21 protein-coding genes are annotated in these 26,009 nt (G+C 70.5%); 9 read left to right on the forward strand and 12 right to left on the reverse strand.

Annotation, left to right across the window (positions count from 1 at the left end):
- Nucleotides 1-25 precede the first annotated feature (25 nt).
- The 6 genes from NR810_RS43625 to NR810_RS43650 all read right to left on the reverse strand — a co-directional run bounded on the left by NR810_RS43625 (nt 26) and on the right by NR810_RS43650 (nt 8,108).
- On the reverse strand, nt 26-1,177 hold the full coding sequence (locus NR810_RS43625; RefSeq protein WP_257461413.1) for a VWA domain-containing protein: 1,152 nt from the start codon (nt 1,175-1,177) through the stop codon (nt 26-28).
- Nucleotides 1,164-3,410 (reverse strand): DUF5682 family protein, encoded by a 2,247-nt coding sequence (locus NR810_RS43630; RefSeq protein ID WP_257461414.1) that lies wholly within the window; start codon nt 3,408-3,410, stop codon nt 1,164-1,166. The genes NR810_RS43625 and NR810_RS43630 overlap by 14 nt, the downstream gene beginning before the upstream one ends.
- On the reverse strand, nt 3,407-4,492 hold the full coding sequence (locus tag NR810_RS43635; RefSeq protein ID WP_257461415.1) for an ATP-binding protein: 1,086 nt from the start codon (nt 4,490-4,492) through the stop codon (nt 3,407-3,409). Before NR810_RS43635 ends, NR810_RS43630 begins: the two co-directional genes overlap by 4 nt.
- The gene (locus tag NR810_RS43640; RefSeq protein WP_257461416.1) at nt 4,489-5,997 is read right to left on the reverse strand and encodes a DUF5691 domain-containing protein; all 1,509 of its coding nucleotides are present in this window, start codon (nt 5,995-5,997) and stop codon (nt 4,489-4,491) included. The genes NR810_RS43635 and NR810_RS43640 overlap by 4 nt, the downstream gene beginning before the upstream one ends.
- Nucleotides 5,994-7,322 carry an SWIM zinc finger family protein gene (locus tag NR810_RS43645; protein WP_257461417.1) on the reverse strand — a complete coding sequence of 443 codons (1,329 nt, stop codon included), beginning with the start codon at nt 7,320-7,322 and terminating at the stop codon, nt 5,994-5,996. The genes NR810_RS43640 and NR810_RS43645 overlap by 4 nt, the downstream gene beginning before the upstream one ends.
- A 120-nt stretch (nt 7,323-7,442) precedes the next feature.
- On the reverse strand, nt 7,443-8,108 hold the full coding sequence (locus NR810_RS43650; protein ID WP_257461418.1) for an ester cyclase: 666 nt from the start codon (nt 8,106-8,108) through the stop codon (nt 7,443-7,445).
- 186 nt (nt 8,109-8,294) lie between these two features.
- Here NR810_RS43650 and NR810_RS43655 point away from each other — a divergent pair, with 186 nt between their 5' ends.
- The 4 genes from NR810_RS43655 to NR810_RS43670 all read left to right on the forward strand — a co-directional run bounded on the left by NR810_RS43655 (nt 8,295) and on the right by NR810_RS43670 (nt 12,748).
- Nucleotides 8,295-8,993, forward strand: a complete 699-nt coding sequence (locus tag NR810_RS43655) for an RNA polymerase sigma factor (protein WP_257461419.1) — start codon at nt 8,295-8,297, stop codon at nt 8,991-8,993.
- Nucleotides 8,990-9,739, forward strand: a complete 750-nt coding sequence (locus NR810_RS43660) for a hypothetical protein (RefSeq protein ID WP_257461420.1) — start codon at nt 8,990-8,992, stop codon at nt 9,737-9,739. Before NR810_RS43655 ends, NR810_RS43660 begins: the two co-directional genes overlap by 4 nt.
- The gene (locus NR810_RS43665) at nt 9,736-11,451 is read left to right on the forward strand and encodes a caspase family protein (RefSeq protein ID WP_257461421.1); all 1,716 of its coding nucleotides are present in this window, start codon (nt 9,736-9,738) and stop codon (nt 11,449-11,451) included. The genes NR810_RS43660 and NR810_RS43665 overlap by 4 nt, the downstream gene beginning before the upstream one ends.
- 85 nt (nt 11,452-11,536) lie before the next feature.
- Nucleotides 11,537-12,748, forward strand: a complete 1,212-nt coding sequence (locus NR810_RS43670; protein WP_257461422.1) for a hypothetical protein — start codon at nt 11,537-11,539, stop codon at nt 12,746-12,748.
- Nucleotides 12,749-12,763: 15 nt separating this feature from the next.
- Here the strand turns inward: NR810_RS43670 and NR810_RS43675 are convergent, their stop codons facing one another.
- Nucleotides 12,764-15,124, reverse strand: a complete 2,361-nt coding sequence (locus tag NR810_RS43675) for a DUF3857 domain-containing protein (protein ID WP_257461423.1) — start codon at nt 15,122-15,124, stop codon at nt 12,764-12,766.
- Between the two features lie 58 nt (nt 15,125-15,182).
- The gene (locus tag NR810_RS43680) at nt 15,183-15,641 is read right to left on the reverse strand and encodes a hypothetical protein (RefSeq protein ID WP_257461424.1); all 459 of its coding nucleotides are present in this window, start codon (nt 15,639-15,641) and stop codon (nt 15,183-15,185) included.
- Nucleotides 15,642-15,812: 171 nt separating this feature from the next.
- Here NR810_RS43680 and NR810_RS43685 point away from each other — a divergent pair, with 171 nt between their 5' ends.
- Complete coding sequence (locus NR810_RS43685) at nt 15,813-16,244, forward strand: DUF6174 domain-containing protein (protein WP_257461425.1); 432 nt, start codon at nt 15,813-15,815, stop codon at nt 16,242-16,244.
- 74 nt (nt 16,245-16,318) lie between these two features.
- Nucleotides 16,319-18,145, forward strand: a complete 1,827-nt coding sequence (locus NR810_RS43690; RefSeq protein ID WP_257461426.1) for a TonB family protein — start codon at nt 16,319-16,321, stop codon at nt 18,143-18,145.
- 10 nt (nt 18,146-18,155) lie between these two features.
- Here the strand turns inward: NR810_RS43690 and NR810_RS43695 are convergent, their stop codons facing one another.
- Nucleotides 18,156-19,052 carry a hypothetical protein gene (locus tag NR810_RS43695; RefSeq protein ID WP_257461427.1) on the reverse strand — a complete coding sequence of 299 codons (897 nt, stop codon included), beginning with the start codon at nt 19,050-19,052 and terminating at the stop codon, nt 18,156-18,158.
- A 219-nt stretch (nt 19,053-19,271) separates the two neighbouring features.
- Here NR810_RS43695 and coaA point away from each other — a divergent pair, with 219 nt between their 5' ends.
- A complete protein-coding gene (gene coaA, locus NR810_RS43700; protein WP_257461428.1) occupies nt 19,272-20,225 on the forward strand; it encodes a type I pantothenate kinase in 954 nt (317 codons plus the stop codon).
- On the opposite strand, the gene NR810_RS43705 is transcribed toward coaA, so the two are convergent.
- A complete protein-coding gene (locus NR810_RS43705; RefSeq protein ID WP_257461429.1) occupies nt 20,154-21,974 on the reverse strand; it encodes an N-acyl-D-amino-acid deacylase family protein in 1,821 nt (606 codons plus the stop codon). The genes coaA and NR810_RS43705 overlap by 72 nt on opposite strands.
- Before the next feature lie 96 nt (nt 21,975-22,070).
- Here NR810_RS43705 and NR810_RS43710 point away from each other — a divergent pair, with 96 nt between their 5' ends.
- Together NR810_RS43710 and NR810_RS43715 are read left to right on the forward strand one after the other, a co-directional pair.
- Nucleotides 22,071-22,913, forward strand: coding sequence for an SDR family oxidoreductase (locus NR810_RS43710; protein WP_257461431.1), 843 nt, complete (start codon nt 22,071-22,073; stop codon nt 22,911-22,913).
- Nucleotides 22,910-23,779, forward strand: a complete 870-nt coding sequence (locus tag NR810_RS43715; RefSeq protein ID WP_257461432.1) for an alpha/beta fold hydrolase — start codon at nt 22,910-22,912, stop codon at nt 23,777-23,779. The genes NR810_RS43710 and NR810_RS43715 overlap by 4 nt, the downstream gene beginning before the upstream one ends.
- Nucleotides 23,780-23,802: 23 nt before the next feature.
- Here NR810_RS43715 and NR810_RS43720 read toward each other — a convergent pair whose 3' ends face one another.
- Both NR810_RS43720 and NR810_RS43725 read right to left on the reverse strand, forming a co-directional pair.
- Entirely contained in the window at nt 23,803-24,666 is an 864-nt protein-coding gene (locus NR810_RS43720; RefSeq protein ID WP_257461433.1) for an HNH endonuclease family protein, read from the reverse strand.
- The gene (locus NR810_RS43725) at nt 24,663-25,979 is read right to left on the reverse strand and encodes an AAA family ATPase (RefSeq protein WP_257461434.1); all 1,317 of its coding nucleotides are present in this window, start codon (nt 25,977-25,979) and stop codon (nt 24,663-24,665) included. The genes NR810_RS43720 and NR810_RS43725 overlap by 4 nt, the downstream gene beginning before the upstream one ends.
- Between the last annotated feature and the right edge of the window lie 30 nt (nt 25,980-26,009).

The raw sequence follows: 26,009 nt of genomic DNA on the forward strand, positions 1-26,009 counted from the left end.
GGCATTGGATGAAAGCACAGATGGCTCAGCCCGAGCGCGCGAGCTGGATGTCGTTGCGCGCCGCCCAGGCGCCAATGTCCTGCCGTTGAATGGCCGCAGCCATCAACTCGGGGAACTGGTCCGGTGTGCAGGCGAAGGTGGGGATGCCCAGGGCCGCCAGCTGCGCGGCGTTGTGGCTGTCGTAGGCCGGTGTCCCCTGGTCGCTCAGCGACAGCAGGCAGATGACCACCACGCCGCTGCGCACCAGCGACGCGGCCCGTTGAATCATCCGCTGGGCATTGCCTCCCTCGTACAGGTCCGTGATGAGCACGAGGATCGTCTGTGCCGGCCGTGTCACGAGCTGCTGGCAGTACGCGAGCGCCCGGTCGATGTCCGTGCCTCCGCCCAGCTGCGTGCCGAAGAGCAGGTCCACGGGGTCGGAGAGCTCCTCGCTCAGGTCCACCACCGCCGTGTCGAAGACGACCATCCGCGTGGTCACCGCCCGCATCGAGGCGAGCACCGCTCCGAAGATGCTCGAATAGACGACCGAGGCCGCCATCGAGCCGCTCTGGTCGATGCACAGCACCACGTCCCGCAGGCTCGAGCGCTTGCGTCCCTGGCCCACCAGCTTCTCCACCACCACCGCCTTGCGCTCCGGCTGGTAGTTACCGAGGTTCGCCCGCAGCGTCCGCTCCCAGTCGATCTCCCCCGCCCTCGGCCTCCGTGTGCGCGAGGATCTCGACAGCGCACCCCGGACGGCCCGCTCCGTGGGCGCCCGCAGGCGCCGCTCCAGGTCGTCCACCACCCTGCGCACCACCTTGCGCGCCGTCTCCTTCGTCTTCTGCGGGATGACCTTGCGCAGCGACAGCAGCGTCGCCACCAGCGACACGTCCGGCTCCACCGCCTCGAGCATCTCCGGCTGCAACAGCATCTCCGTGAGCCCGAGCCGCGTCATCGCATCGCCCTGCATGACGCGCACCACCGAGGCCGGGAAGTACTCGCGGATGTCCCCCAGCCAGCGCGTCACGTGCGGCGAGGAGCCTCCCAGGCCCGCCTTGCGCTCGGAGTCGTACAGCGCCGCGAGCGCCCGGTCCATGCGCAGCTCGGCCTCGCCCAGGGGGGTTCCCAGCGTCAACTGCGCGGGCTCGCCCAGGATGAGCCTCCAGCGCTCCAGCCGCTCCTCTTCAGGCGACTTCATGGATTCGCACTCCCAGGATGGTGGACAGCACCGGAAGGACCCGCGCCACGCGCTCCGCGTCCAGCTCCTCCGCGGCCGCCTTCTCTTTCCCCTCCGCCGGAGCGGATGAGAGCTGTTTGACCCGCTCCCCCATGGCACGCCGCTCGGCGGTGCTGAAGTCGGCGAACGCGCGCCGCACCAGGGGAAGGTGCTCGACGAAGGACTCCCGCGTGAGGCCCGAGAGCCACCCATCGAGCGCCGCCCAGAGGTCCTGCCGGTGCAGCATCAGCAGCGCGCTCCCCGACACGAGCCCCTCCAGCCACGCCGCCGCCTCGGCGGGAGGCACGGCCGGGGACAGGGCCCTCCGGGAGAGCGTCCCCAGCTCCTCGTCCCGCACCCGTCCGAGCTCCACCCCCAACCGCAGCGCCGTCCCGCGCAGGAGCCCGTGCACGGCGTCGCGGTGCACGAGCTGGTTCAGGGCCTCGGCCCACTCCTCTCCGCGCTCCCCGCCCTCCAGCAGCGCCACCGCGGCATGCATCGCGCGCAGCTGGTCGCGGCGCTGGTGCGCGGCGTCGTCATCCAGGGAGACGCACGCCCCGGGCAGGCCGATGAGGATGCGCTCGAACAGCCCGTCGGCGATGGCGCGGATGGGGCCGGTGGGCGTCTCGCGGACGCTGCCGTAGCGGACCGCGTGCGCCAGGGACGGGAACGCCTCGAGCAGCTTCGGCACGTCCGCCGAGCGCGTGGAGAGCGCCTGCACGTGGCGCAGCACGGTGTCGATGGCGGCGGACAGCTCCGAGAGCAGGGCCGCATCGAGCAGGGCCGTCAGCGTGCCGAGCTCGGTCGCCTCCGCCGCGCGCGTCACCACGCGAGAGGTCGCCGCCGACTCCACCGTGTTCCCGAAGAGGCTCGCCTCGACGACCCGCACGGCCAGCTCGGGGTCCCACTTCAGGCGCCACGTCTCGCGGAAGGTGCCCGTCGAGCTCCGAGGGTCCTCCTCTGGAGTGCCCCAGGGGATGTCGAGCAGCCGCAGGCGGTGCAGCAACCGGCTCCGCTCGCGGTCCATGTCCTTGCGCAGATCCAGCTCCTGCAACCTGCTCTCGGCGGAGGGCGGCAGGCGCAGCGACTTCTGCAGCGCGGCCAGGTCCCGGGCGAGCGGGACCGAGGGCACCTCGGCGGGCACCACGCCCAGCCCGGTGCCGACCTCGAGCTTCTCGTGGACGAGCGCCAGCGGTGTCGCGTCTCCGCCGCACAGAACGGCGAGCGCCGCGTCCCTCAGCTCCGCCAGCCCCGCCGAGGACAGGCCCCGCAGGGCCGCGAGCGTCTCGGCGAGCCGCACCGTCTCGATGACGTTCGCGGAGGAGGCGTCCAGTCCCTCGTCGCGCAGCAGGTGCGCGATGCGCGCCGCCCACGACGTCACCGCCCGTTGGGGCGAGAGCCACAGGTGCGCGTACCATCCCGGTGACTCCACGCCCGCGCCGTACCCGCTGCGCCAGCCGAGCCGGTCATACGTCCAGGGAATCCACGTGGCGGCCACCTTCGCTTTCGGCAGGCCGCGCAGCAGCGCGTCGTCCTCTTTCGCGGGCCGCTGCTGCACGAGCGCCGGGGCGTGCCATGCGCCGCACACGACGGCGATCCGCTGGAAGCCGTCCTTCTTCGCCTGACGGATGCTCCGCCGCATGTGGGCCTCGCGCCGGGCCTCGTGCGGGGACAGCTCTCCCTCGCCCTCGCGCAGGGCGCTCATGGCCTCCAGCACGGCCTCGAACACGCCCTCGGGATTCTGGCGCTGCTCGATGAGGTGGTCCCACCAGAGCTCGCCGTCCTCGTAGCCCGCGGCGCGTGCGAGCGCTCCGAGCGGATCCGACCGGGGTGTGCCGGGCGGCTCCACGGCCTCGGGCTTCTCGGTGGCCTCGTCCTCGGGGGCCAGCCGGTGCATCTGTGGAAGGTCGATGAACCGCACCGGGAGGGTGCGCTCCAGGGCGTACTGGAGGGCCTGCCACTCCGGCGAGAAGACGGCGAACGGGTAGAAGACGGCTTGCGCCGGGCGGTCCACCGAGTAGACGAGCAGCGCCACCGGCGGCTTCATCTCCGCGTGCGCCGCCAGCGGCAGCAGGGCGTCCGCGTCCGGTGGGCCCTCGATGAGGACCACGTCCGGTTGGAGCCGCTCGAGGGCGGCCCGGACGCTGCGCGCGCTCCCCGGGCCGTGGTGCCGCACGCCGAGCACGTGCACCGACGCGCCCGCCTCCGCGCTCACAGCACCTCCATGCAGGCGCGGTAGAGGTCCTTCCAGCCCTCGCGCTCCTTCACCACCGTCTTCAGGTACTCCAGCCACACCACCCGGTCCTGCACCGGGTCCTTCACGATGGCGCCCGTCAGGCCCGCGGCCATGTCCGGCGCCCGGAGCACCCCGTCCCCGTAGTAGCCCGCCATGGCCAGGCCACCGTTCACCACCGAGATGATCTCCGCCGTGGACAGCGAGCCCGAGGGCGTCTTGAGCTTCGTCGCGCCATCCGTCGTCGCCCCGCCCCGCAGCTCGCGGAAGAGGGTGACCACCCGGCGGATCTCCTCCAGCGCCGGCTTCTCCGCCGGCAGCGCCAGGGTGCGGCCCAGCTCCGCCACGCGCTTCTCGACGATCTCCACCTCCTGCTCCAGCGAGTCGGGCACCGGCAGCACCACCGTGTTGAAGCGGCGCAAGAGGGCGCTCGACAGCTCGTTCACGCCCCGGTCCCGGTTGTTCGCCGTGGCGATGACGTTGAAGCCCGCGTGCGCCTGCACCTCGGTGGACAGCTCGGGCACGGGCAGCGTCTTCTCGCTCAGCAGGGTGATGAGGGCGTCCTGCACCTCGCCCGGCATGCGCGTCAGCTCCTCGATGCGCGCCAGCTTGCCCTCGCGCATGGCCCGCATCACCGGGCTCGGCACCATGGCCTTCTCCGAGGGGCCCTCGGCCAGCAGCCGCGCGTAGTTCCAGCCGTAGCGCAGGGCCGCCTCGTCCGTGCCGGCCGTGCCCTGCACCAGCAGCGTCGAGTCCCCGCAGATGGCCGCCGCGAGGTGCTCGCTCAGCCACGACTTCGCGGTGCCCGGCACCCCGTAGAGCAGCAGGGCCCGGTCCGTGGCGAGCGTCGCCACGGCGATCTCCACCAGCCGCGCGTTGCCGATGTACTTGGCTCCCACCTTGAAGCCGCTCGGCAGCTGGCCGCCGAGCAGGTAGGTGCGCACGGCCCAGGGCGAGAGCTTCCAGCCCTCGGGCTTCGGGCGGTCATCGGCCTTGGCGAGCTCGGCCAGCTCCTCGGCGTATTGCTGTTCGGCGTGCTGGCGCAGAAGGGCGGTAGCGGTCACGGTTTCAACTCCTCGTACAAGATGCGGCGCAGCGAGACGGTCTGCTGGAAGCGGTGCATCTCCGCGTTCCAGCGCTGGAGCGGAGAGGGCAGCACGAGAGGATCCACGGCGTTGGGCAGGCACTGCGGTGGCAGGGCGGTGGACGCCTTGCGGAGGGCGCCGAGCAGGGCCGTGGCCCGGGTGCTCGGGTCGTACAGCTCGCGCAGGGACTCGAGCCAGGCATGGCCGAGATCCGCCGGCCACGGCGCGGGCGTCACCGCGAGCGCCCGGTCCAGCGAGGGCAGGGACTCGGCGCGGCGGAGGATGCGCAGGGTGCGCGCTGCGCGCTCGGCGGGCGGGAGCTGCTCCATGACGGAGATGGCCAGCGTCTGGGCCCGCTCGGCGTCGAGCACCTTCGACTCGCAGCGCGTCCAGAAGCCGAGCAGCGCCATCGCCCAGGACGAGGAGACTCCCAGCCGGAGCGCCTGGGCCCAGCCCTCCGTGAGGGCGATGGCGTGGTCCGTCCGCGCGGCGGCTTCGACGAGCTGCCCCGGTGTGGCCTCGAAGCCGGTCTCCCAGGTGCTCAGGGGAATGGCCTCGAGGAGCCGGATGAGCCAGTGCTCGCTCTGGCCGATACCGGCCGGTGGCTTGTCCAGGCCGTCGCGCTCGGCCTCGGCGTCCCACTTGTCCGGGAACCGGACGCGCAGCGTGGCCGGCTTCTCCCAGGTGAGCACGGCGCGGGCCCGCTCCAGCATGCGCCGCGCGAAGGCCGACTCGGGCAGCCGGGCCAGCAGGTACCTCGCCACCTCGCGCACCGCGGCCGCGCGATCCTTCCGGCCGAGCTCCAGCAGGGGCTCGTCCTCCGGGGACAGCCCCACATCGAGACAGGCCAGGAACCGGGCGCGGTGCTCGGCCTTCTCCTGTGCCCACGTGGTCTGCAACCACCCCCGGGCCCGCGCCGGGTCGGTGCTCCGCGCCTGGCTGAGCACCGCGCGCCGCTCCTCGGGCGTTCCTTCCGTCCACACGCGCTCGGCATCCGCCGGGTCGGCCGCCGGGGCCTCCGCGACGGAGCTCCATTCGGGATTCCGCTGGGCGAGCCACTGGCCGCGCTCGCCGAGCACCGGCTCCGCCGCCACGCGCAGCGAGCGCTCCGCGAGACCGAGCACCCGGGGGAGCAGCTCCGGCGGGAGCCGGCGGCGGGCGCGGGCCAGCAGCTCGAAGGCCTCGCGCAGCACCTCCACATCATTAGAGACGAGAAGCTCCGTGAGGACGGCGCTCACGCGCGGCGGGCACACGGGGAGCGTGTCGGTCGGGGCCACGTCGCCTCGGGTCTCCAGCCGGGCGAGCTTCCTTCCGGCGGCCCGCGCCACCGAGCGCGCCCCGGCCGCGAGCAGGAGGCGCTTCTCCAGGGGCACGTCCTCCAGCGCGCGGAGGACCTGGCCCTCCACTCCGGCCGTGGCCCCGAGCTCCGGCGAGCGGGAGGTCCCCAGCGTGGCGAGGCGTGTCAGGGCGTCGAGCTCGTTCACGAGAGTCCTCCCAGGGGAAGGAAGCGTCCGTCCACGCGGGTGCTCAGGGGCCGGAACTCCTCCCCGTCCCACTCACCGAACACGTCGAGCGGCTGGCCACCGGAGAGCGCGAGCAGCCGCCATCGGTCACTCGGGCCGAGGAGGACGGCCGCGCCCGTGGCATCCCGGAGCCACCAGCGCCGCCTGCCATCCACGAGGGGCACCACAGCCCCGAGCAGCGCCGCCGTGCGCTCCCGGAAGGGCTGCCGGGACAGCTCGTCGGCGAACCGCTGGGCGAGCCCGTCGAGCGTGAGCGAGGGCAGGGCCTCCAGCCAGGGACGGACATCTCCCTTGCGCTCGTGGACGAGGGCGCGCTGGGGCGCGGCGCTCGGCCAGAACACCAGCTCGGCCGGGAAGGCGGTGCCGGGGAGGAAGGACTCGGCGAACCGTGCGCCGGGACCCGCCGCGAACTGGAGGACGAGCGCCGTGCGGCCCGAGGTGGCACCGAGCAGGTACGTCCGCTGCGCGCGGACGCGCTCCGTGTCCTCGACCTCCTGGGCGACGACGGCCCAGGTGTCCTCGAGGCGCTCGCCCTGGGCGACGACCTCCTCCTCGCGCAGGGAGATGCCCACCACGGAGCGGAGGTCCGCCGCGAGGGGCGGCGCGAGCTGATCCATCTTCCGCCAGGCCTCGGTGACGAGTGCGAGGCGTCCGAGCCTCTCGAGCATCTTCCGGGGCCAGTCGGGGCCGCTGCCCGGGAGCGCCGCGAGCTGGCGCACCTGGGACGCGAGGCCCGGGGCCTGTGCATCCACCAGCCGTGCCGCCTGGGTGTTCCACATGGCGGTCTCCGCCTCGAGCCCGGCGAAGCCGCCGCGCACGAGGTCCTCCATCCAGAGGGACAGGGCCTCCAGTCCCCGCTGCACGCGGGTATGACGCTCGGCGGTGCGCTTCGCACGGGCCTCCGGGTCGGCGGGGGCGGCGCCCTCTCCGGCGGCCTCGCGCTTCGCCTTGCGCTCGGCGGTGGTGGACCGCTTGGAGAGCCACTCCTCCACCCACGCGGGCGGCTGCCCCGAGGGGAGACGCTCCGCCGCGACGAGCAGCAGGAGCCCGAGGGCGTGCTTGCACGGGAACTTGCGGCTGGGACAGGTGCACTTCGTGGCGAGGTCGGAGAGGTCGATGCGCACCTGGTACAGGGCGCTGCCCTTGCACTCGCCCCAGGCCGCGCGTGCGTCCCGGCCGAGCCCCTGCCACGAGCGTTCCGTCGCCAGCTTCTGGCCGGCGGCCGCCGCGGAGGAGTCCGGCGCGAGGGCGAGGGCCTGCTCTGAGGTGAGGGGCGGGGCGGACATGGCGTCGAGTCCCGGCAGCATATCCATCCGGCTGACAGGTCCGGTGCCCGAAAAACGAAGCCCCCGGCCACGAATGTGACCGGGGGCGTGGGTCCGTCGAGTCAGACGGTATGGGTCCGGCTACTTCGCCGCGGCGGCGTGCATCGGGCAGCCGGTGGCGAGCTGACGCAGGAACTGGCTGTTGTCGTAGAAGTGCTCGACCTCGAGGATGCGCAGGTCCTCGGCCACGCGTGCCACGCTCATGCCGAAGATCTCCACGCGCTTGCCGGTGGGCTGCTGGCCCTTGTAGGGGCCGGTGAAGTTGCCCCAGTGGCGCCACTTGAAGCTCACCGTCGGAGGCGGCGAGTACACCTCGAGGATCTCCCAGAAGAAGCCCTCGGGGAAGGCGGTATGGAAGATGTCGTGCGACGACTCGAACGTCTCCTCGCTGGCCTTGTAGTACGGCGTGTCACCGATGAAGAGGTTGTAGCTGCCCCTCTCGGCGATGTCCTTGGCGTTGGCCCAGGGCCCCCCGTTGACGTTGGTGCGGAACCTGTCGAGCACGACCGACACCCACTGCGCGGGATCGGCCTTGTGCGAGACCTCCATCTCGAACACGCGCACGAGGTTCTCCGCCACCATCTCCAGCGAGTTGGCCGGGAACTGGCGCGTGCGCTCCTTGTGCACGGTGATGTTCGTCAGGTGGTAGTCCGGTCGGCCGTGGCGCCACTTCACGCCCTGGTCGTTCTCGACAACTGCGTCCCGGCCCTGCAACCAGAGTGGCTCCGCTGGCTTTGCGATGGTCATGTCTTCTCCTGTGGAGGGGGGGCATTGTGGATCGAACCACTGACCCTCCGTCTCCCTTTGGAGAGGCTTCCCGTGCCTGTGTGATTTTCCGGTGGCGCGGGTTTCCGGCACGATTCCGACACCCCAAACGACCAGACCCGCGGGCTCGCCGCGTATGTTGGAAGAGGGCTGGGAAACAGGAGAGCCGTGCTGCTGCCAGGCGGAAGCGATCGGGAAGTGCTACGGGCCTTCCGCGAGGGTGACCGTGCCACCCTCACGCGGGTGTACCGCGCCTATTCGCCGGAGGTGGTGCGCTACCTGGCCCGGCGCTTCCCGGTGCGCTCCTCGGCGGGGGTGGACAGCATCGCGCTGGGGGTGTTGGACCTGGAGGCGGCGCACCAGGAGACGTTCGTCCGCGCCTTCCGCCCCGCGATGCGCCAGGCCTATGACGGGGTGCGGCCCTACCTGGGCTTCCTGCTGACCATCGCGCGCTCCACGGCCCTGGACCTGTTGCGTGCCTCGGGCCGGGTCGCCCGCGAGGCCGTGCCGCTGGAAGACGTCCCCGAGCTGAACAAGGTCCCCGCCGGGGACAGCGGCCCCGAGGAGCGGGCGCTGGAGTCCGAGGTGCGCACGCTGGTGCGCGAGTTCCTCGAGGGGTTGTCCAAGGAGATGCGGGAGCTCGCGCGGCTGCGCTTCATGGAAGGACTCTCGCAGGAGGTGGCCGCCGAGCGCCTCCACCTCACGCGCGGCGAGGTGCGGGTGCGCGAGCGCCACCTGCGGACGCGGTTCACCGAATACCTGCGGGCCCGGGGGTGGTTGGAGGAAGCCGCCCCCGTCTCCCCGCGTGCCACGGAGGGACTCCTCGTGGCCTTCATCGCCCTGTGCGGAATGGGGAACGGCATATGAGGTGGTTCGACGAGCACGTGGATGGCCTGCTGGCGCGCTGGTCCGAGGGCACCCTGTCCCCGCGCCAGTCCGCCCGGCTGTTGAGACATGCCCACGCCTGCGCGCGGTGCGGTGGCCGGTACGAGCGGCTGGTTCAGGCCCACCGCATGCTGGAGCGAGGTGGCCTCCACACCCCCACGGAGATGGAGGAGGCGGTGCTGGCGGACGCGGGGCTCGCGGCGGCGCTGTCGGCGGCGGCCCCGGAGGCGGAGCGCTGGCGGTGGCCCCCGCTGGCCATGGTGGGAGGGGTCGTGGCGGCGCTGGGCCTGGCGGCGCTGGTGCTCGTCCCTCCTGGAGATGCCGGGGAGTGGCAATCCCGGGGAGTGGGGCGTCCCACCGGGGCCGCGCTGCGCGTGTTCTGCGCCGTGCGGCGGCAGCCCCTGCGTGAGCTGAAGCGGGAGCAGGCGTGTCCACCGGACGCGATGCTGGCCTTCGCCGTGGGCGCCTCCGCTCCGCTCTCCCATGTCGCGGTCGAGGTGCGCGGAGCCGGGCTCCAGGTGTCCGAGGGGCCCTTCGCCGTCGCCGGTGCTCCGGGCGCGGAGCAGCCGCTGGAGGCCACCATTCCCCTCCTCATGTTCCCCGGAGCGGCCGAGGTCGTCGCCGCGTTCGCGGACTCGCCCCGGTCGGCGCTCGGCGCCCTGCGGGGCGATGGGACTCCGGGTGCGGTGGTGCTCCGGATGCCGGTCCGGGTAGAGGACTCTCCATGAATCGCCGTTGTCCGGGAACGTTGCTCGCGGCCCTCGTGCTGCTCGCCGCCTCCCAGGTCCTCGCCGCGCCGCCCGTGCGCCGCGCGCTCGTCATCGCCCACAACGCCAGCGATGACCCCGCCCTCTCTCCGCTGCGCTACGCGGACGACGACGGGGTGATGTGGACGGAGCTGCTGCGGCGGCTGGGCGTGGAGACCACGCTGCTGGTGGAGCCCGACGAGGAGACGCGCAGGACGGGCGCCGCGGTGCTGGCGACGGGAGCCCGGCCGCCCACGCCCGAGGCGGTATCCCAGGCGGTGGAGTCCCTGCGCGGCGCCATCCAGGCGGACCACGCCACGGGGCGGCGGACGGACGTGCTGCTCGTCTACGTGGGGCACGGCAACACCGACGAGGCCGGCCGTGCCTACTTCACCGTGAAGGGCGGACGGTTGGACCGGACGGCCTTCTACGCGCAACTGGTGGACCCGCTCGGGGCGGACTTCGTCCACGTCATCGTGGATGCGTGCCGGGCCTCGGGTGTGGTGGGCAGCCGGGGACAGGCGGACGCGGCGGTGCTGGCGGAGCTGCGCGGAACGCTGGAGCGCGAGCAGCTCGCGGCGCGGCCCCACGTGGGCGCCCTCTTCGCGGAGAGCGACACGGGCGAGACACACGAGTGGTCGCGCCTGCGCGCGGGCGTCTTCAGCCACGTGTTGCGCTCGGGGCTGATGGGGGGAGCGGACGTCAACGGGGACGGCGCGGTGGAGTACAGCGAGCTGGCTGGCTTCGTCGCCGCTTCGTTGCAGGGGGTGAAGGCGCTGCCCGCCCGGCTCTCCGTCCATGCCCATGCCCCGGCGAGCGAGCCCCGGCGCCCGCTGGTGGGCGCTTCCCCCGAGGGGCCGAGCCTCCTGCTCCCGGCGGAGTTCGAGCACGCGCGCATCTCGGTGGAGGACGAGGAGGGCCGGAGGCTGGCGGACGTGCGGCGCGCGGAGGGACAGCCGCTCGCGCTGCGCCTGCCCGTCCGGGACGCCTACTGGGTGCGCACGCCCACCGCCGAGGCCCGCATCGCGCTCGCGCAGCTCGGTGCCGGCGTGCCCCGGCTGCGTCCCCGCGAGCTCCAGGAGCGCGGGCCGGTGGAGGATGCCTTGCGGCGCGGGCTCTTCTCGGTGGCCTTCGACCGGAGCTTCTACGAGCAATATGTCTCCACCTCGTCCTTCGTTCCGGTGGACTTCGTGCCGGGCAGGGTGGGACCGGTACGCATTCCCCTCGGCGCGCCCGTGCTGGGCTCCCACTCTCCCTGGGAGGTGGGGGCGTTCGCCGCGCGGACGCCGCTCGGGCTCGGAGGGTTCATCACCGGTCCGAGCTTCACCCTTCGCACGGCGGCGCCCTATACGTTGGGAGTGCGGGCCTCCTACGCCCTCTCGCTCCTGCCCTCGGTCGACGGTGTGACCCTCCACCGGTTCTCCGTGCAGGGACTCGCGGGTATCCAATCTCCCGAGCGGGTGGGTCCGTTCCTGGAGGCCGCCGCGGGCTGGAGCCTGGTTGGCGTGAAGTACCGGGGAGGAGTGCAGGGCGATCCCACCGTGCTGTCCGGCCACCTCTCGGGTGGCATGGTGGCGCGCATGGACTCCTGGCGGATGCGTGCGGGGGGCTTCATCGGCACGGAGCTGATCACCGCGGACGGCGAGGATTCGTGGGGCACCACGTGGGGCGTGGAGCTGTCATTCGGACGTTGAGCCGGCGGGGAAAAAGCGGGCGGACGACCGGGCGGAGCTCCTCTCTCCGTATTTCCGACAGCACACCGAATCGAGGAAGGCCTTCGTGAAACTCCCCTACATCCTCGCGCCCGCCGCGGTTCTCACCGTTCTCGTGCTCGGCGCCTGTGAGCCCATCCAGATCGACGTCATCTTCGAGAACCACAACACCTACGTGAACAGCACACCGGATGGCGGCCCTCCGGACAAGGTCGGCGGCGATTCGGGTCTGCCTCCCATCGAGCCCGTGGACGCGGGTCAGTCGGACGGAGGGCCGCCTCCGGATGCTTCCTGCGTGGACGGGTGGCGGTCGCGAGAGGTCACCACGGAGGCGCAGAACGTGGCTTTCGCCTTCGATTCGAAGGGGGTGGGGCAGCTCGCCATGACCAAGGCGGGCAGGGTGTTCGTGGGCGGCCTGAGGGAGGGAGACGTGCTGACCCGAGCGGGTGAACTGCAGGGATACGTGGGGGGATTCGCCCTCGATGCGGAGGGCGGCCGGCACGTGGTCGTCTCCAACGCTTCGGCCCACACCGTCTACGCTCATGACCGGGAGGGCATCTGGCGGAGCACCGTGCTCTTCCCGGGCTACCCCGTCGCGTTGGCGATCGCGCCTTCCGGCTCGGCCCATGTGATTCTCAACCAGGGCACGGGCAGCGAGCAGCACCTCGCCCATGCCACCAACCAGTCCGGGCAGTGGGTGCTCACGGATCTCGGCATCAAGTCCCGCAATAGCCGCGCGGATCTCGCGGTCGACGCCCGGGGCCATGCCCACATCGCCTGGCATGCCGACTCGAGCTACGGCATCTACTACGCCACCAATGCCTCGGGCACCTGGATGCAGGAGCTGGTCGCGGACCAAACGGGCAACGAGCCCGTGCTGGCGATCGATCCCTTGGGGCGTCCCCATCTGATCTATTCGTTCGGTGGCTCGTACGCCGAGCACGCCGTGAAAGAGGACGGAGGCTGGCGGCTCACGGGAGTGGGAGCATCCTCCGGTATCGCGCTCGACCTGATGGCGGACGCGCGGGGCAACCTCCACGCGCTGCTGGATCGCTACACGAATCCCAAGGTCGTCCTTGCCTCCCTGCCCGCCGGGAGCCGCTCCTGGTCCTACACCCCCATCATCTCCCTCGATGGAAAGGGCGGGGTGACCCATCCCTGGGAGTTCGCGCTCGGGTTGGGGCCCTCGGGCGAGCCGCGCATCGCCTATTGGTACGCCATCTCCACGGACGGCGCGGGGCTCGGCAACTCCGTGCGGTACGCCGAGCCGTGCCCGTGAGCCGGCACGCGTGACTCAGCTGGGCCGCACGTCGAAGGAGAGGAACTGGGGCGCGTGGCAGGAGGTGCAGCGCACGCGGAGGACGGTGATGTTCCTGCCGTCACTCCCCGTGTGCCGCAGTTGCAGGGCATCCGGCACGCGCTCGAAGGTACCGCCGCAGGAGCAGCGCTCCTTGCGGATGTGCTGATCGGCCTGCTCCAGGCTGTCCACGAGGATGGGGCGCGCACCCTCCTCCTCCTTCTCCCGCTTCTCGCGCTCGCGCAGGTAGCGCACGGCGCCCGGTGAGGCCCGGCGGGTCTGTTGCCGGGTCCGGCGCTTCCGGACGAGCTCGCGGATGCGCCGGGGGAGGCCCAGTCCGAAGACCGCCAGCACCAGCAGGAACACCGTGCTGAGGGCGAGGCTGACCTCACGCGAGAGCAGGAAGGAGCCGGACGTGGAGACGTTGGAGGAGAGCACGGTGCCCACTGGCGCGGCGAAGGACAGGCCGAGCAGGGGGCCCATCTTCTCCACGGCCGCGACGTGCCGGGCCATCGCGTCCGGCGCCACCCGGTCGGCGAGGCTGCGGTACTCCACCTGGTAGACGAACCCGTTGAAGTCGGACGTCACCGTCATGTCCATGCGGGAGGCCGGGCCCTCCACCGTGTGCTGCTCCGGGGCCACGGTCAGCAGGGAATCGGAGCGCACCTCCCAGCGCACGCGGAGGTGGGTGGGGTGGTCCACCTCCAGGGGGAAGGAGCGCCCCTCGGTGCGCCGGGGGAGGGCGAGCTGCCCGGTCACCTGCGGGGCCGCGACCTTCAGGCCGCCGTTGGCCCAGGCGTCCTCCAGGGTGTACTTCGCCTCCAGCGTCAACGTGTTGGTGTCCTCGTCGTCCACCACGCGCGGAGTGCCCTCGGGCTTCAGCTTGGGGAAGAGGCCGCGGTACTGCTCGAGTTGCCGGGTGGAGAGCTGCTCCGCCGACAGTCCCGCCAGCAGGGAGCGGGTGTTGTCCGCCTCCGAGCGGGTGTAGCGGCTGGTGATGGTGAAGGTTCCGGTGCCATCGTCATTCACGGAGAGCGTGTAGCGCGCGTCCACCTCCGGCCCCCCGGCGGCGGGCTGGGGAATGGACTCGAGCCCGGTGGTGCCGGGAGCGAGCACGAGCGCCTTCCCATAGGGGAGCGGGCCGCGAGCCCCGAGCCGCCCGCGCCGATGCGTCTGGGTGGCATCCACCCACTCGGTGCGTCCGGCCACCTGGGCGCGCACGATGGCGTGGTCGAAGGCCCAGGCCGAGGGGAGCAGGTGCTCCACGCCGCCGTGCCGGTGGGCGCTCACCAGGGCCACGTGCGCGGGGATGCCCAGCGTGCGCAGCAGGGTGGTCAGCAGGAGCGCCTTGTCCTTGCAGTCGCCGAAGCGCTGGGAGAGCACCTGCTCCGGCGGGTGGGGCTGGTGGGTGTTGGGGCCGATCGCGATGGCCAGGTAGCGCACCTCGTCCTGGACGAAGCGCACCGCCGCGAGGAAGCGCGCCTCCTCGGTGGGGAGGGAGCGCCAGGACTCCGCCCGCGTCTTCACCTCGGGAGACTCCGGCATCCCCTCCATCAGCGCGAGGCCCCAGGAGGCCACCTCGGCCCAGCTCCCGAAGCTGCTCACCTGGACGTGGGGCCACTCGGCCAGGTCGGAGGGGATTCCCTGCTCCGGCTCGAAGGCGGGCACGTCCTTCCTCTCCCACCGGTACTCGCGCAGTCCGCCCACGTCGCGCTCCACGGGCCGGGCCTCCTGCGTGCCCTGGGTCTTGAAGTGGAGCGCCAGGCCCGCCGGAGCGAGCAGCCGGTGGACGAGGTGGGCCACGGGCACCTCGCTCGCGAGGACGAGCGAATCCAGGTGGTGCCCCTTGAAGAGGGGGTGGGCGCTCTCCACGGTGTAGGCCTCCTCGAGACGGTCCCCTGCGCGCACGTCCTGGAGGAATGCGAGGGCGGTGCGCTGGTCGCGGTAGATGCCCATATCCAGCCCGCTCTCCTGCTGAAGCAACTTCACGTCCTCGGCGCGCAGGATCTGGGTGCGCACACCGTCGCGGGTGCGCCAGACGCCATGCAGGCGTAGGCGCTCGTGGGCGTTGGAGAAGGTGACCTCGAGCTTGGAGCCCGCCTCCACGCCGCGGCTGCTGGCCACGTGCCGCACCTGGCGGTGGAAGCGCTCGGTGAGCCCGGGCGAGACGCGGACCTGCTCCTCGGACAGCAGCAGGTGGAGGCCCGAGACGGCGTCCTCGGCACGCAGCGGGCGCCGCACCTCGACCGGAGTGGGCTCCACCCAGGAGGGGGGCTCGGTCAGCGTGAGGCCGGCCTCGGCCCGGGCGGGGAGCGTGGCGAGGACGGACAGCAGCAGCAGCAGGCGCTGGGGTGACATGGCCGGCATCCTCCCAGGAGGGAGCACGGCGAGGGAAGGTCCCGGGTCTTCCGCTGTGTCAGCGCGTGGGCTTCAGCGTGGAGAGCGAGCGCTCGACCTTCGCGGAGCCGGGCCCGTAGTCGCGCTCCGGAGCGCTATAGAGGACGAGCACGAAGCGGTCCTCGCGGGGAATGAAGTACACCAGGGTCCGGGACGCGCCCTGCTGGAACTCGTAGCGCGCCACGGGCCCCGCGGTGAGCGTGCCCTGGGTGGCGTTCAGCCTCCTGCCCGGCACCGGGACACCCGCCGCGGCCAGCACCTCCTCCGGTTGCGCTTCGAGCTTGGGAGGCGTGCCCTGCACCGAGCGCAGCTCCAGGCCTCCTTCGAAGCGCGCCACGAGGGGCGGGCCGGGCTCCTCGGCGCGCAGGGCCATGCCCGGCGGGGGTTCGTACTGGACACCGAGCGCCTGGGACTCCATGCGGCGCGAGCAGGCCACGGCACAGGACAGCAGCAACAGGAGGAGCGCGGAGCGTTTCACGGGCGTGACTGTGCCACAGCCACGCGGGGACGTCCGGACCTCCGTGGATTCACGAGGCCCACCCTCGAATATTCGAGACTCCCAGGCCCCTTCCTCGCGCTGTCCCGAGGGAGACCGCTCCGGCGCATGGCTTGCACGGGCCGGCGTGCACACGCGCAATCGAGGAAGGACATGAACAGGAGAACGAGCATCAAGTGCCTGGGGCTGCTGTGGGTGGCGGGGCTGGTGGGCTGCGGGAGCGAGGAGTCGCAGTGGCGCTCCGCGCGCGAGGCCTGGGACGAGACGCACCCCGAGCACTACCGCTACGACTACACGGTGACGGGCTTCGCCCCCGGGCGGGGGCCGTGGCGGATCGAAGTGCGGGGGGACGAGGTGGTCTCGGTGCGCTACGTCGGTCAAGGTACTCCGCCCACACCCGGCTTCGACGTGGACAGCGCGCCCACCATCGACACCCTCTTCCAGCAGGTGGAGTCGGGCTTGAGCTCCTCCGCGCGGGTGGATGTGGATTACGACCTCATCCACCATTTCCCGAAGCGGGCGATGTTCTTCTCGGGCGAGGAGGGTAGCGGCTTCATCTGTAGCGAGTTCACACCACTGGACTGAGCAGGCCTCGCGGCTTCGTGGGAACCCGGAGCCGCGCGTGGTGTCTGGTGCTCCGTCAACGCATCGGAGCCACCATGGCCATTCCTGTCAGACTCGAGGTGTTCAAGGGGGACGTGCTCGTCACGTCCCGGGATTTCGAGCGGGACATCATCAAGATCGGCCGCCTCGCGTCCGCGCACCTCTGTCTGGAGGACGAGAAGGTCAGCCGCATCCACGCCGTCATCGAGGTGGGAGCCAACGGCGAGCTGTTCGTCACCGACATGGGCAGCATCGGGGGGACCCAGGTCAATGGCAGACGGGTGAGCAAGAGTCGCATCACCTTCGGGGATGAGCTTCAGGTGGGGGGCACCACCCTGCGCCTGACGAATCCCATGGAGGTGGCCGCGCGTAATCCTTCCCCCGCAGTTGAGCGCACGGAGCCGGTCGATCCACCGGCGCCAGTGGCCACGAGCACGGCCCCGTCCGAGACCGTGCCGGTCCCCGGGGGAGCGGTGCCTGTCGAGCCGTCTCCCGTGGCCGTGCCGCGCGAGCGCCGGGCGGTGCCGCGCAAGGTCCGGGGGCCGCTCGGGGTGGGCCTGCGCTTCCTCTGGGGAGACAGGAACGTGGGCGGGTTCTTCGTCGCTCCGGGGACGCGCAGGAGCTTCAGCGTGGGCACCGCCGCGGGCGTGGACTTCGTCATGGGGGATGCCCGGCTGGGCGCGCCGCGCTTCGAGGTTTTGCGCACCGACGGGCGGAGCTTCACCATCCGCTTCACGGGCAGGATGAAGGGCGAGCTCACCCGGGGCGGAGACACGCGCGACCTGCGAGCGGTCATTGAGTCCGGGCTCGCCACGCACGAGGGCGAGGCCTATGCACTCACGCTGGAGACGGACGACTTCCTCCGGGTGGAGCTTGGTGGGGTGCTGCTGGAGGTGTGCTTCCAGCCGGTGCCCCGCCGCGTGGTGGTGGGGCTGACGGAGTCGCTGGACACCACCCTCCTCAACATCTTCCTGATGACGTTCTTCCTCGCGGGCTTCTTCGTCATCAGCGCCGTCAACCACGACGCGGACGCGGCCGGGTTCGCGGATGAGCTCACGGGCGGCCAGTCGCGCATCGCGAAGCTCATCGTCAAGCCGCCCGAGGCCCAGAAGAACCGGCTGCTCCAGCAGCTCGACGCGGTGAAGAAGGAGCGGGAGGTCCGGCGGGAGGCCACCCGGCCACGCGAGCGGGAGGCGCGGACGGAGAGAGCTCCGAAGCCGGTGCGGGAGCGCCGCCATCTCGAGAGCGGTTCGAAGGGGAAGCGGACGGATGCCCGCGAGGTCGCGCGAGGCCTCCTCGGGGGAGTGAACACCGCCAACCTCTTCCAGGGTCCGGGCAGCAGCTTCGCGAGCGCCCTGGGCCGCATCAGTGGCACCCGCACCAGTGGGACCGGGAACCTCGGCATGCTGGGGCTGCGCTCCGGGCCCGGGAACGGTGGGGCCGGCGAGACGGTCGGCCTCATCGGCAGCGAGGGCATCCGAGGCCGCTCCACGGGGGAGTCCGACTATGGCAACGGACCGGCGCGGGTGGGCCAGAAGCAGGGAGTGACGGTGGGCCTCGCCGCCGAGGAGCCACAAGTCTCCAATCCCCTGGACCGCGACCTCATCCGCCGGGTCATCCAGCTCAACCGCTCGCAGGTGCGCTTCTGCTACGAGAGCCTGCTCAACCGTTTCCCGGCACTGTCCGGCAAGGTGGCCGTCCGCTTCATCATCTCCGCGGAGGGCACGGTGGCCTCATCGGAGGTGTCGCAGTCCACGGCGGGCAACATCGACCTGGAGAAGTGCGTGGCGGGCCGCGTGCGCGGGTGGGTGTTCCCCAAGCTCAAGGGCGGCGGGAGTGTCACCGTGACATACCCGTTCATCTTCAAGGCGGCCGGGGAGTAGCGCCCGGTGCTCAGAAGCAGATGCCGCAGTCCAGGATGCACTGCGCGGTGAGCACGCCGAGGCCACAGGATTCGGTGAACTGGCAGGTGCCGTCACCGCACCTGTAGATGTCCTGGGGATGGATGCGGGTGGTGAGGGGCACGTAGGTGATGCCGCCGTGGGTGCACCGCGTGTAGTACGTGTTCGTGGGGTCGGGCGTGCAGCGCGCGGCGCAGCTTCCGATGGGAGTGATCGGCGGACACGCGTCACTCCTGCCCGAGAGCGCACAGGCCCGCACGCTGCTCCGGATCCAGCCCAGCAGGCTGGCGTCATTGCCGGCGTAGACGCCCTCTCCGTTGAAGAGGTTGCCGAAGAAGCATCCCTCCCGTTGGGAGAACTCCAGGAGCTCCGCCCGGGAGGTGGGGATGGGCTGGCCCCGCGCGTTGGCGCCCAGGATGGAGATGGCGACGGTCCGCCCGTACTTGTTGACGTGAGCGGCCAGGCACGCGGAGACGAGCTGTTGCTCTCTCAGGGTCGCCGGTTGTCCGCTGGCCCAGTCCGGCGCCAGCCCCAGCGAGCCCTGCCACACGTACGTGTTTCCCTGGGCATCCGTATACGTGCGCGTCTCTCCGGCCGGCACGGCACAGGTGACGACGTAGCGCATGACCATCTCGGCCAGTGAGTCGTTCTGCTGGAACCAGGCCGAGAAGCTGGCGCTGTTCAGCCCGTTGAATGCGAGGCCATTGAATGCGAGGCCATTGAATGCGAGGCCGTTGAAGGCCAGTCCGTTGAGCGTCTCGCTGTTGGTGGAGCGGGCCGCCTGGCGCTGACTGGCGGGCTCCTCCTCATACCCGGGGGGTCCCTCCACCGGGCCACAGGCCAGGGTGGCCGTCCACAGCAGCATCGCGGCAGGCAACGCGACTCTCACGGGACTCTTCACTGTGCACCTCCCAACGGGACTATGAGTGTGTGGCCGGGAGAGAAAATGACGCCAAGAGTGCAATCCAGGTGATGACTGTTTGTCGCTATCAGCGGGAGTGTTGCTCCCGCGATGTTGGGGGCGTGAACGAGCGAACAGCGCACGACAGCTCCGTCAACCGCTGGACGCTTCGGTAGGATGACCCCCTCTCGTAGGGAGGAGGGCTCCATGTCCGCACCCAAGCCACAGACCGCCTCCATGTTCGTCGACTTCGAGCGCGATGCATGGAGGGCCCTCCGCGCCGCGACTCCGCTCCCCCTCACGGCGGAGGAGGTCGAGGGGCTGAGGGGGCTCGGCGAGCACCTGGACCTCGAGGAGGTGGCGGACGTCTACCTGCCGCTGTCCCGGCTGCTCAACCTCCACGTGGCGGCGACGCAGAGCCTCTGGACGGCGCAGCAGGCGTTCCTCGGCGGCTTCACGCAGAAGGTGCCCTTCATCATCGGCATCGCGGGCAGCGTCGCGGTGGGCAAGAGCACCACGGCGCGCATCCTCCAGGCGCTGCTGTCCCGGTGGCCGGATCATCCGCACGTGGAGCTCGTCACCACGGACGGGTTCCTGTTCCCCAACCGCGTGCTCACCGAGCGCAACATCATGCACCGCAAGGGCTTCCCCGAGAGCTATGACCGGCGGGCCCTGGTGCGCTTCCTCGCGGAGCTCAAGGCCGGACGCGCCGAGGTGACCGCGCCCGTGTACTCGCACCTCGTCTACGACATCATCCCGGGCGAGGTGGTGACGATCCGCCGGCCGGACATCGTCATCCTCGAGGGGCTCAACGTCCTGCAGACGGGGGCGACGACGGGCGGGAAGCCGGCGCACACCTTCCTGTCCGACTTCTTCGACTTCTCCATCTACGTAGACGCGCACGAGCAGGACATCCGGCACTGGTACGTGGAGCGCTTCCTGCGCCTGAGGCAGACGGCGTTCCGCGACGAGCGCTCCTTCTTCCGCCGCTTCGCCGAGCTCACCGAGGAGCAGGCCATCGCCCGCGCCGAGTCCGTGTGGGGGGAGATCAACGGCCCCAACCTGGCGCAGAACATCGCGCCCACGCGCTCACGCGCTCGCCTCATTCTCGTGAAGGGGCCGGACCACAGGGTGCGCCGCATCCGGCTGCGGAAGATGTGAGACGCGCAGCACGCGTCCGAAGCCGCGCTCCCGGCCCAGGGCGGGTACGGGCGCGCCTTCGTGCACCGCGAGCCGGCCGTTGATGAGCACCGTCTCCACGGCGCCACCGTTCTGGTTCACCAGCCGGACGAAGCCGTCGAAGCCCTCCAGGGTGGACTCCTGGGGCACGTCCAGCCCAGCGCCGAGCCGCTCGGGGTCCAACACCACCACGTCGGCCCTCCGGCCCGGCGCGAGCGTTCCGGCGTCCAGTCCCAGCCAGTCGGCGATCTCCCCCGTGAGCCGGTGCACCGCGCGCTCCATGGGCATGACCGGCTCGCCGCGCTTCTCCGCCTCGCGCACCAGCCGCAGCATACGCAGCGGGAAGTTGTAGTGCGCCATGTTGCGCAGGTGCGCCCCCGCGTCCGAGAAGCCGATGAGCACGTCCGGGTGGCTCACGATGGACTCCAGCGCGCGTGGCCGGTCGTTGGCCATCACCGTGTACCAGCGCAGCTCCGGGCCGTGGCGCGCCACCAGGTCCAGGAAGGTGTCCACTACGTCCTCTCCCCGCTCGCGGGCGATGTCCGCGAACGAGCGGCCCACCAGTGACGGGTCCGGCGCCTTCAGCACCTCGGACTGGTTGAAGTCCCGGTGGAACACCTTGGGCAGCAGTCTGCTCTTCCACTGCCGCTTGAACGCCGCCCGGTACTCCGGGTCCTCCAGCAGGCGCCTGCGCTCCACCGCGTCCTGCAGGTGCAGCGCCGCCGCTCCCGCGCCGAACTCCTCGAAGACCACCAGGTCGATGCCGTCCGACCACAGGTCGAAGATCTCCGGCAGCGCCTGCCAGCGGAAGTCCGCCTTCAGCGCGCGGTTGAAGAGGCGCGACAGCAGGCCCACCTGCCAGTGGATGCCCCGGTTGGCCCGGCTGTCCATCATGGAGATGACCGTCGTCTTCAACGGCCGGCGGAACAGCCCCACGCTCTCCCAGAGGAAGAGGAAGACGTTCACCTTGGTGGTGATGTTGGGCACGCCCTGGAAGACGCGGCCCCGCTCGCGGAGGATGCGCGTGAAGCGGCGGTACTCGGACCAGCTCGCGAAGGTGGAGGGCAGGGGACGGCTGCGGATGGACCGGCTCCCGCCAATCTTGTCCCACTTCAGCGTCATGATGGAGAGGCCGGCGTAGCCCTCGTCGAGCCCCTCGCGCAGCAGCGCCTCCATGCGGGCCAGCTCCTCCGGGGAGGGCTTCACCCTGTCATCCAGGCTGCGCTCCATGCCCATCACGTGGGAGCGGATGGCCGAGTGGCCCACGAAGGAGCCCACGTTGGGTCCCAGCGGCAGGCCGTCCAGGTGCGTGAGGTACTCGCCGAGCGTCTCCCAGTCCTTCTTGCGCTCGAGCAGCGAGCGCACCGTGTCGTAGGGGATGGCCTCCACGCGGCAGAACTGGTCCGCGAGGTCCTCTGGTGTACCCACCGCGAGGCTGAGCGAGCAGCTCCCCACCATCACCGAGGTGACGCCGTGGCGCACGGATTCGGAGAGGGAAGGGGCCAGCTCCACCTCGGCGTCGTAGTGCGTGTGCAGGTCGATGAACCCGGGCATCACCCAGCGGCCCGTGGCGTCGATGACACGCGTACCGGGCCCCCGTGGCAGGGGCGACTCGCTGATGTCCGCCACGAGGCCGTCACGGATGCCCAGGTGACGCACCCGGGGCGGGCTGCCCCGTCCGTCGAAGAAGAGTCCGTTGGTGATGACGAGCTCGTACGGCGATGCGGACATGGATCCTCCTGGGATGGGGACAGCCCTCGAACTGCTCTCCTTCATGTGAGCACGCACTCCCGGTATGGTCGAGGAGCGAATCCAGGAGCCCATCAGATGAAAGACAAGACAGTGCTCGTGACCGGTGCCAACTCGGGTGTGGGGCTTGCCACGACGGTGGAGCTGGCGCGACGAGGCGCGAATGTCGTCATGGTCTGCCGCAGTGCCGAGCGGGGTGAGGCCGCGCTGCGAGAGGCCCTCCAGCACGGCGGGACGGGCAAGGTCGAGCTCATGCTGTGCGACCTGGGCTCGCTCGAGAGCATCCGGGAGTTCGCCAGGACCTTCCAGGCGCGGCACGAGGTGCTGGACGTGTTGATCAACAACGCGGGGGTCTTCTCCCTGAAGCGGCAGACGACGCGGGATGGCTTCGAGTCCCAGCTGGGCGTCAATCACCTCGGCCACTTCCTGCTCACGAACCTGCTGCTGGAGCAGGTGAAGCGGGCGCGGCAGGGGCGGATCCTCAATGTGTCCTCGGGCGCGCACAAGGTCGGGGCGATCCACTGGGATGACCCGCACCTCACCCGGAAGTACGGCGCGTGGAAGGGCTACGCGCAGTCCAAGCTCGCCAACATCCTGTTCACCAAGGCGCTCGCGGAGCGGCTGCGAGGCACCGCCGTCACCGCCAACAGCCTGCATCCCGGAGCGGTCGGCACCCAGCTCGGGAAGGATCGGGAGACGGGCTTCGGCGGCGCCATCCTGGCCATGCTCAAGCCGTTCTTCCTGACGCCGGCGCAGGGCGCCGAGACGTCCGTGTACCTGGCGGCGAGCGAGGACGTCACCCGCGTCTCGGGTGAGTACTTCTACAAGAAGAAGATCGTCCCCGTGTCGAAGCGGGCGAAGGACCGCGAGCTCGCCGAGCGGCTGTGGTCGTGGAGCGAGAAGGAGGTCGGACTGGCATGAGCGCTCAGTCAGAGGCTGCCTTCCGGCGGGCGTACGACCACCTGCTGTCGTTGTGGACCACCCCGCCCGAGTCCAGGGACGTCGAGACGCCGAGCGCGCGAACGCGGGTGCAGGTCTGGGGGAAGGAAGGAGCACCGCCGCTCGTTCTCCTCCATGGGTTCAAGGTCAGTTCCGGCATGTGGGCGGCGAACGCCCTGGAGCTCGGGAAGTCGTTCCGGGTCTACGCCGTGGACCTGCCGGGCGATCACGGCCTCAGCGTGCCTCACCGCCCCATCACGCGAGTCGAGCAGCTCCTCGGCTGGCTGGACGAGCTGCTCACCGCGCTGGGACTGTCGCGGACGAACCTGGGCGGGATGTCGTACGGAGGGTGGCTCACCGCGCAGTACGCCGCGCGGGCCCCCGAGCGGGTGTCGAAGCTGGTGATGATCGCCCCGGGCGCCACCTTCGTCCGCTTCAATACCGAGTTCGCCCTGCGGGGCTTTCCCTTCCTGTTCTGGAAGAGGCGCGCGTGGGTCCACGCCTACATGAGGTGGGCGGCCGTTCCGCCGAAGGAGGCGGGAGGCCTGTACGACGCGGTGATGAGCGGAATCTCGGACGTGATGTGGACGGGGCTCCGGCACTTCGGCTGGTACCGTGGTCCATGGCCGGCGGTGGTGAAGGAGGAGGTGCTGCGGCGCATCCAGGTACCGGCGCTCCTCCTGGTGGGCCAGCAGGAGCGCATCTACGACGCGGAGACGGTGATGATCCGCGCGCGCTCGCTCGTGCCGGGAATCGTCTGCGAGACCATCCCGGACGCGAGCCACGATCTGCCCGTCCGTCAGCCGGAGGTCGTGGCCGAGCGCCTCCGGGCCTTCATCGGAGCGTGAGCGTGTACCGCGAGGCTTCCGGGTCAGCCCGGAAGGTCCGCGCGGGATAGCGCCCAGGCCACGAGTCGTTCCTCGGGGCAGGGGAATTCCAGGTCTGGTGCGAGCCACTGTCGTACCGTGCCGCGGATCATCGCCGCGAAGGGTGCACGGGAATCCGCCGCCGCGAGGATCTCCCGGCACAGGTCGTGGAGATGTTCCCGTGCTTCGGGGTCGTTCATGGGGATGCGCCCTGCTCGCACGAGGCGCAAGGTATAGACCCTCTTTCGGACGTGCTCGAGCCTTTCCCGGCGGGCTTCCAATAGCCTCGTGCGGTTGAGTCCGAGCACGTCGATGGTCACGCGTCCACGCCGTCCTTCACTCGAGGGTTCGGCGCGTTCCCCGTTGAAACGGATGTGGAGCTCTGGTGCGTCGGTGGCGGGATCCAGCAGGAGCGGGGCCTCTCCCTCCGTGCGTCCCTCCTCGCGTGTGGCATCGGCACGGGCTGTTGGATCTTCGAGCGGGAAGAGGTCTCGCTTGTGCTCGCGGTTGCAGCGAGAGCATGCATACAGAAGATTGCTCCACGTGTAGGCGAGCCAGAAATAGCCTGGGGTCTGCTTTGGCTGGTCCTTGCCCTGACGCACAGCGGCCTTGGGGCGGAAGTGTTCGACGTCTCCGGCTTCGCTGACGATTGGCACCTCGCAGTAGGCGCACTTGTCGTGCTGCGCTTTCGAGAGGCGTCGCTTGACGTCGGGGTGTCCATACACGTCTTGAGCGAATTCGAATGCCTTGGAGCCATCCTGGTAGCTCCGAGGAGCCGCGTGGTACTCGGCGAGCATGTTTCGCACCAGGGTGGAGCCCTTCCTGGCGAGAAGCTCTGGTGGCTCTTCAGGACGGACGATCCGGATCACGAGTGGGCCGTGTCCTTTCGGAGCTGCTCGGCGAACCATCGGATCGTCTTGCCCGCGTCGATGTCCTCTGGCGTCTCGCCAGTCGGCATCGACTGTAGCTCGCGTTCGATGTTGGCGAGCTCCTGCTCCTCCTCCTGGGTACGCGTTGCCTTCTCGAGGAGCTCACCCCGTCGCTCGAGCAGCTTCGTGAACCCTGGCGGGCGTGCGCTCGTGAGGCCGAAGAGGTCGCTCGTGAGAAGCTGGTCGACCCGCCAGCCCCGGACGATCTCCGGGTCGTTCTGGATCAAGACATGATCCCCATCGTCGGGCGCGCGGTGGAGGACGACCAGGTTGGCGTTCTCCGCGGCCTGGACGATGAGGGGGCTGTGGGCCGTGACGATGAACTGGGTTCTTTGGAAGCGCTCGCTCAGGAATCTCACGATGTCGCGCTGCCAGCGGGGGTGAAGGTGCAGGTCGATCTCATCGACCAGGACCACCGCGGGCTCGGAGAGTGGATCCTCACTCGTGGGATAGCGCTCGAACATCCGGCTGGCGAGGTCCAGGACCCAACTCAGCATGGCCCTGTAGCCGAGGCTGAGTTGGTGCGGCCGTACCCATCCATACGGGGTTTCGAGCTGCACGATGGGCTGGGGTGGCACCTTGTCGAGCCCCTCGATGCGAACGGCGGAGACGTTCTCCAGGAGTCGCAAGATGGTCTCGCGGATGTGCTCGAACCGCCTGCTGGCCCCGGGTGCGTTCGAGCGAGCGGAGTAGTCCGCCTGGAGCAACCACTCCTCGACGTTGATGAGCTCGGCGTTGTCGGAGAAGAGCGTGGCGGCCGCCCATGGCCGGGAGTCCGCAGACAGCGTGGTACGCCCGGGCCGCCGCGAGGCCCCATACCCGCAGCAGAACATGTCGGCATTCATCGAGCTGTATTGAGACCCGCTCGTCTTCCTCTCGTTCCACTGTTCTTCCAGGGACAGGGGCACGATGACATCGCTCGCATCTCCGAGAGATGCACCCATGGCGATGCTGGCCGTGAGCTGGCTGTCCTCCTCGCTCAGGCTCCGGCGAAGCCCTTGTTTCAGCTCGGGAGCCCAGTAGGTGAAGTCAGGGACGGTACCCGCCAGCGTACCGGGCATGGGCGGCAGCACGGTCGGCTTCATGCCATAGAGGCACTGCAGCAGTGTCGTCTTGCCGACCCCGTTGTCGCCCAGGATGACCGTCCACTGGGCGAGCCGGCCATGGCTGTCACGAAGATCGAGCACCTGCCGCGAGCTGAAACACCGGACGTTTTCGACAGTGAGCTCCGCGAAATACATCGGTGGGTTCAAAGCTCTTCCTTCTCGATGCTCGTCCGCTCC

The organism is Archangium lipolyticum, from assembly GCF_024623785.1.
In the GTDB taxonomy this organism is placed as follows: Bacteria; Myxococcota; Myxococcia; order Myxococcales; family Myxococcaceae; genus Archangium; species Archangium lipolyticum.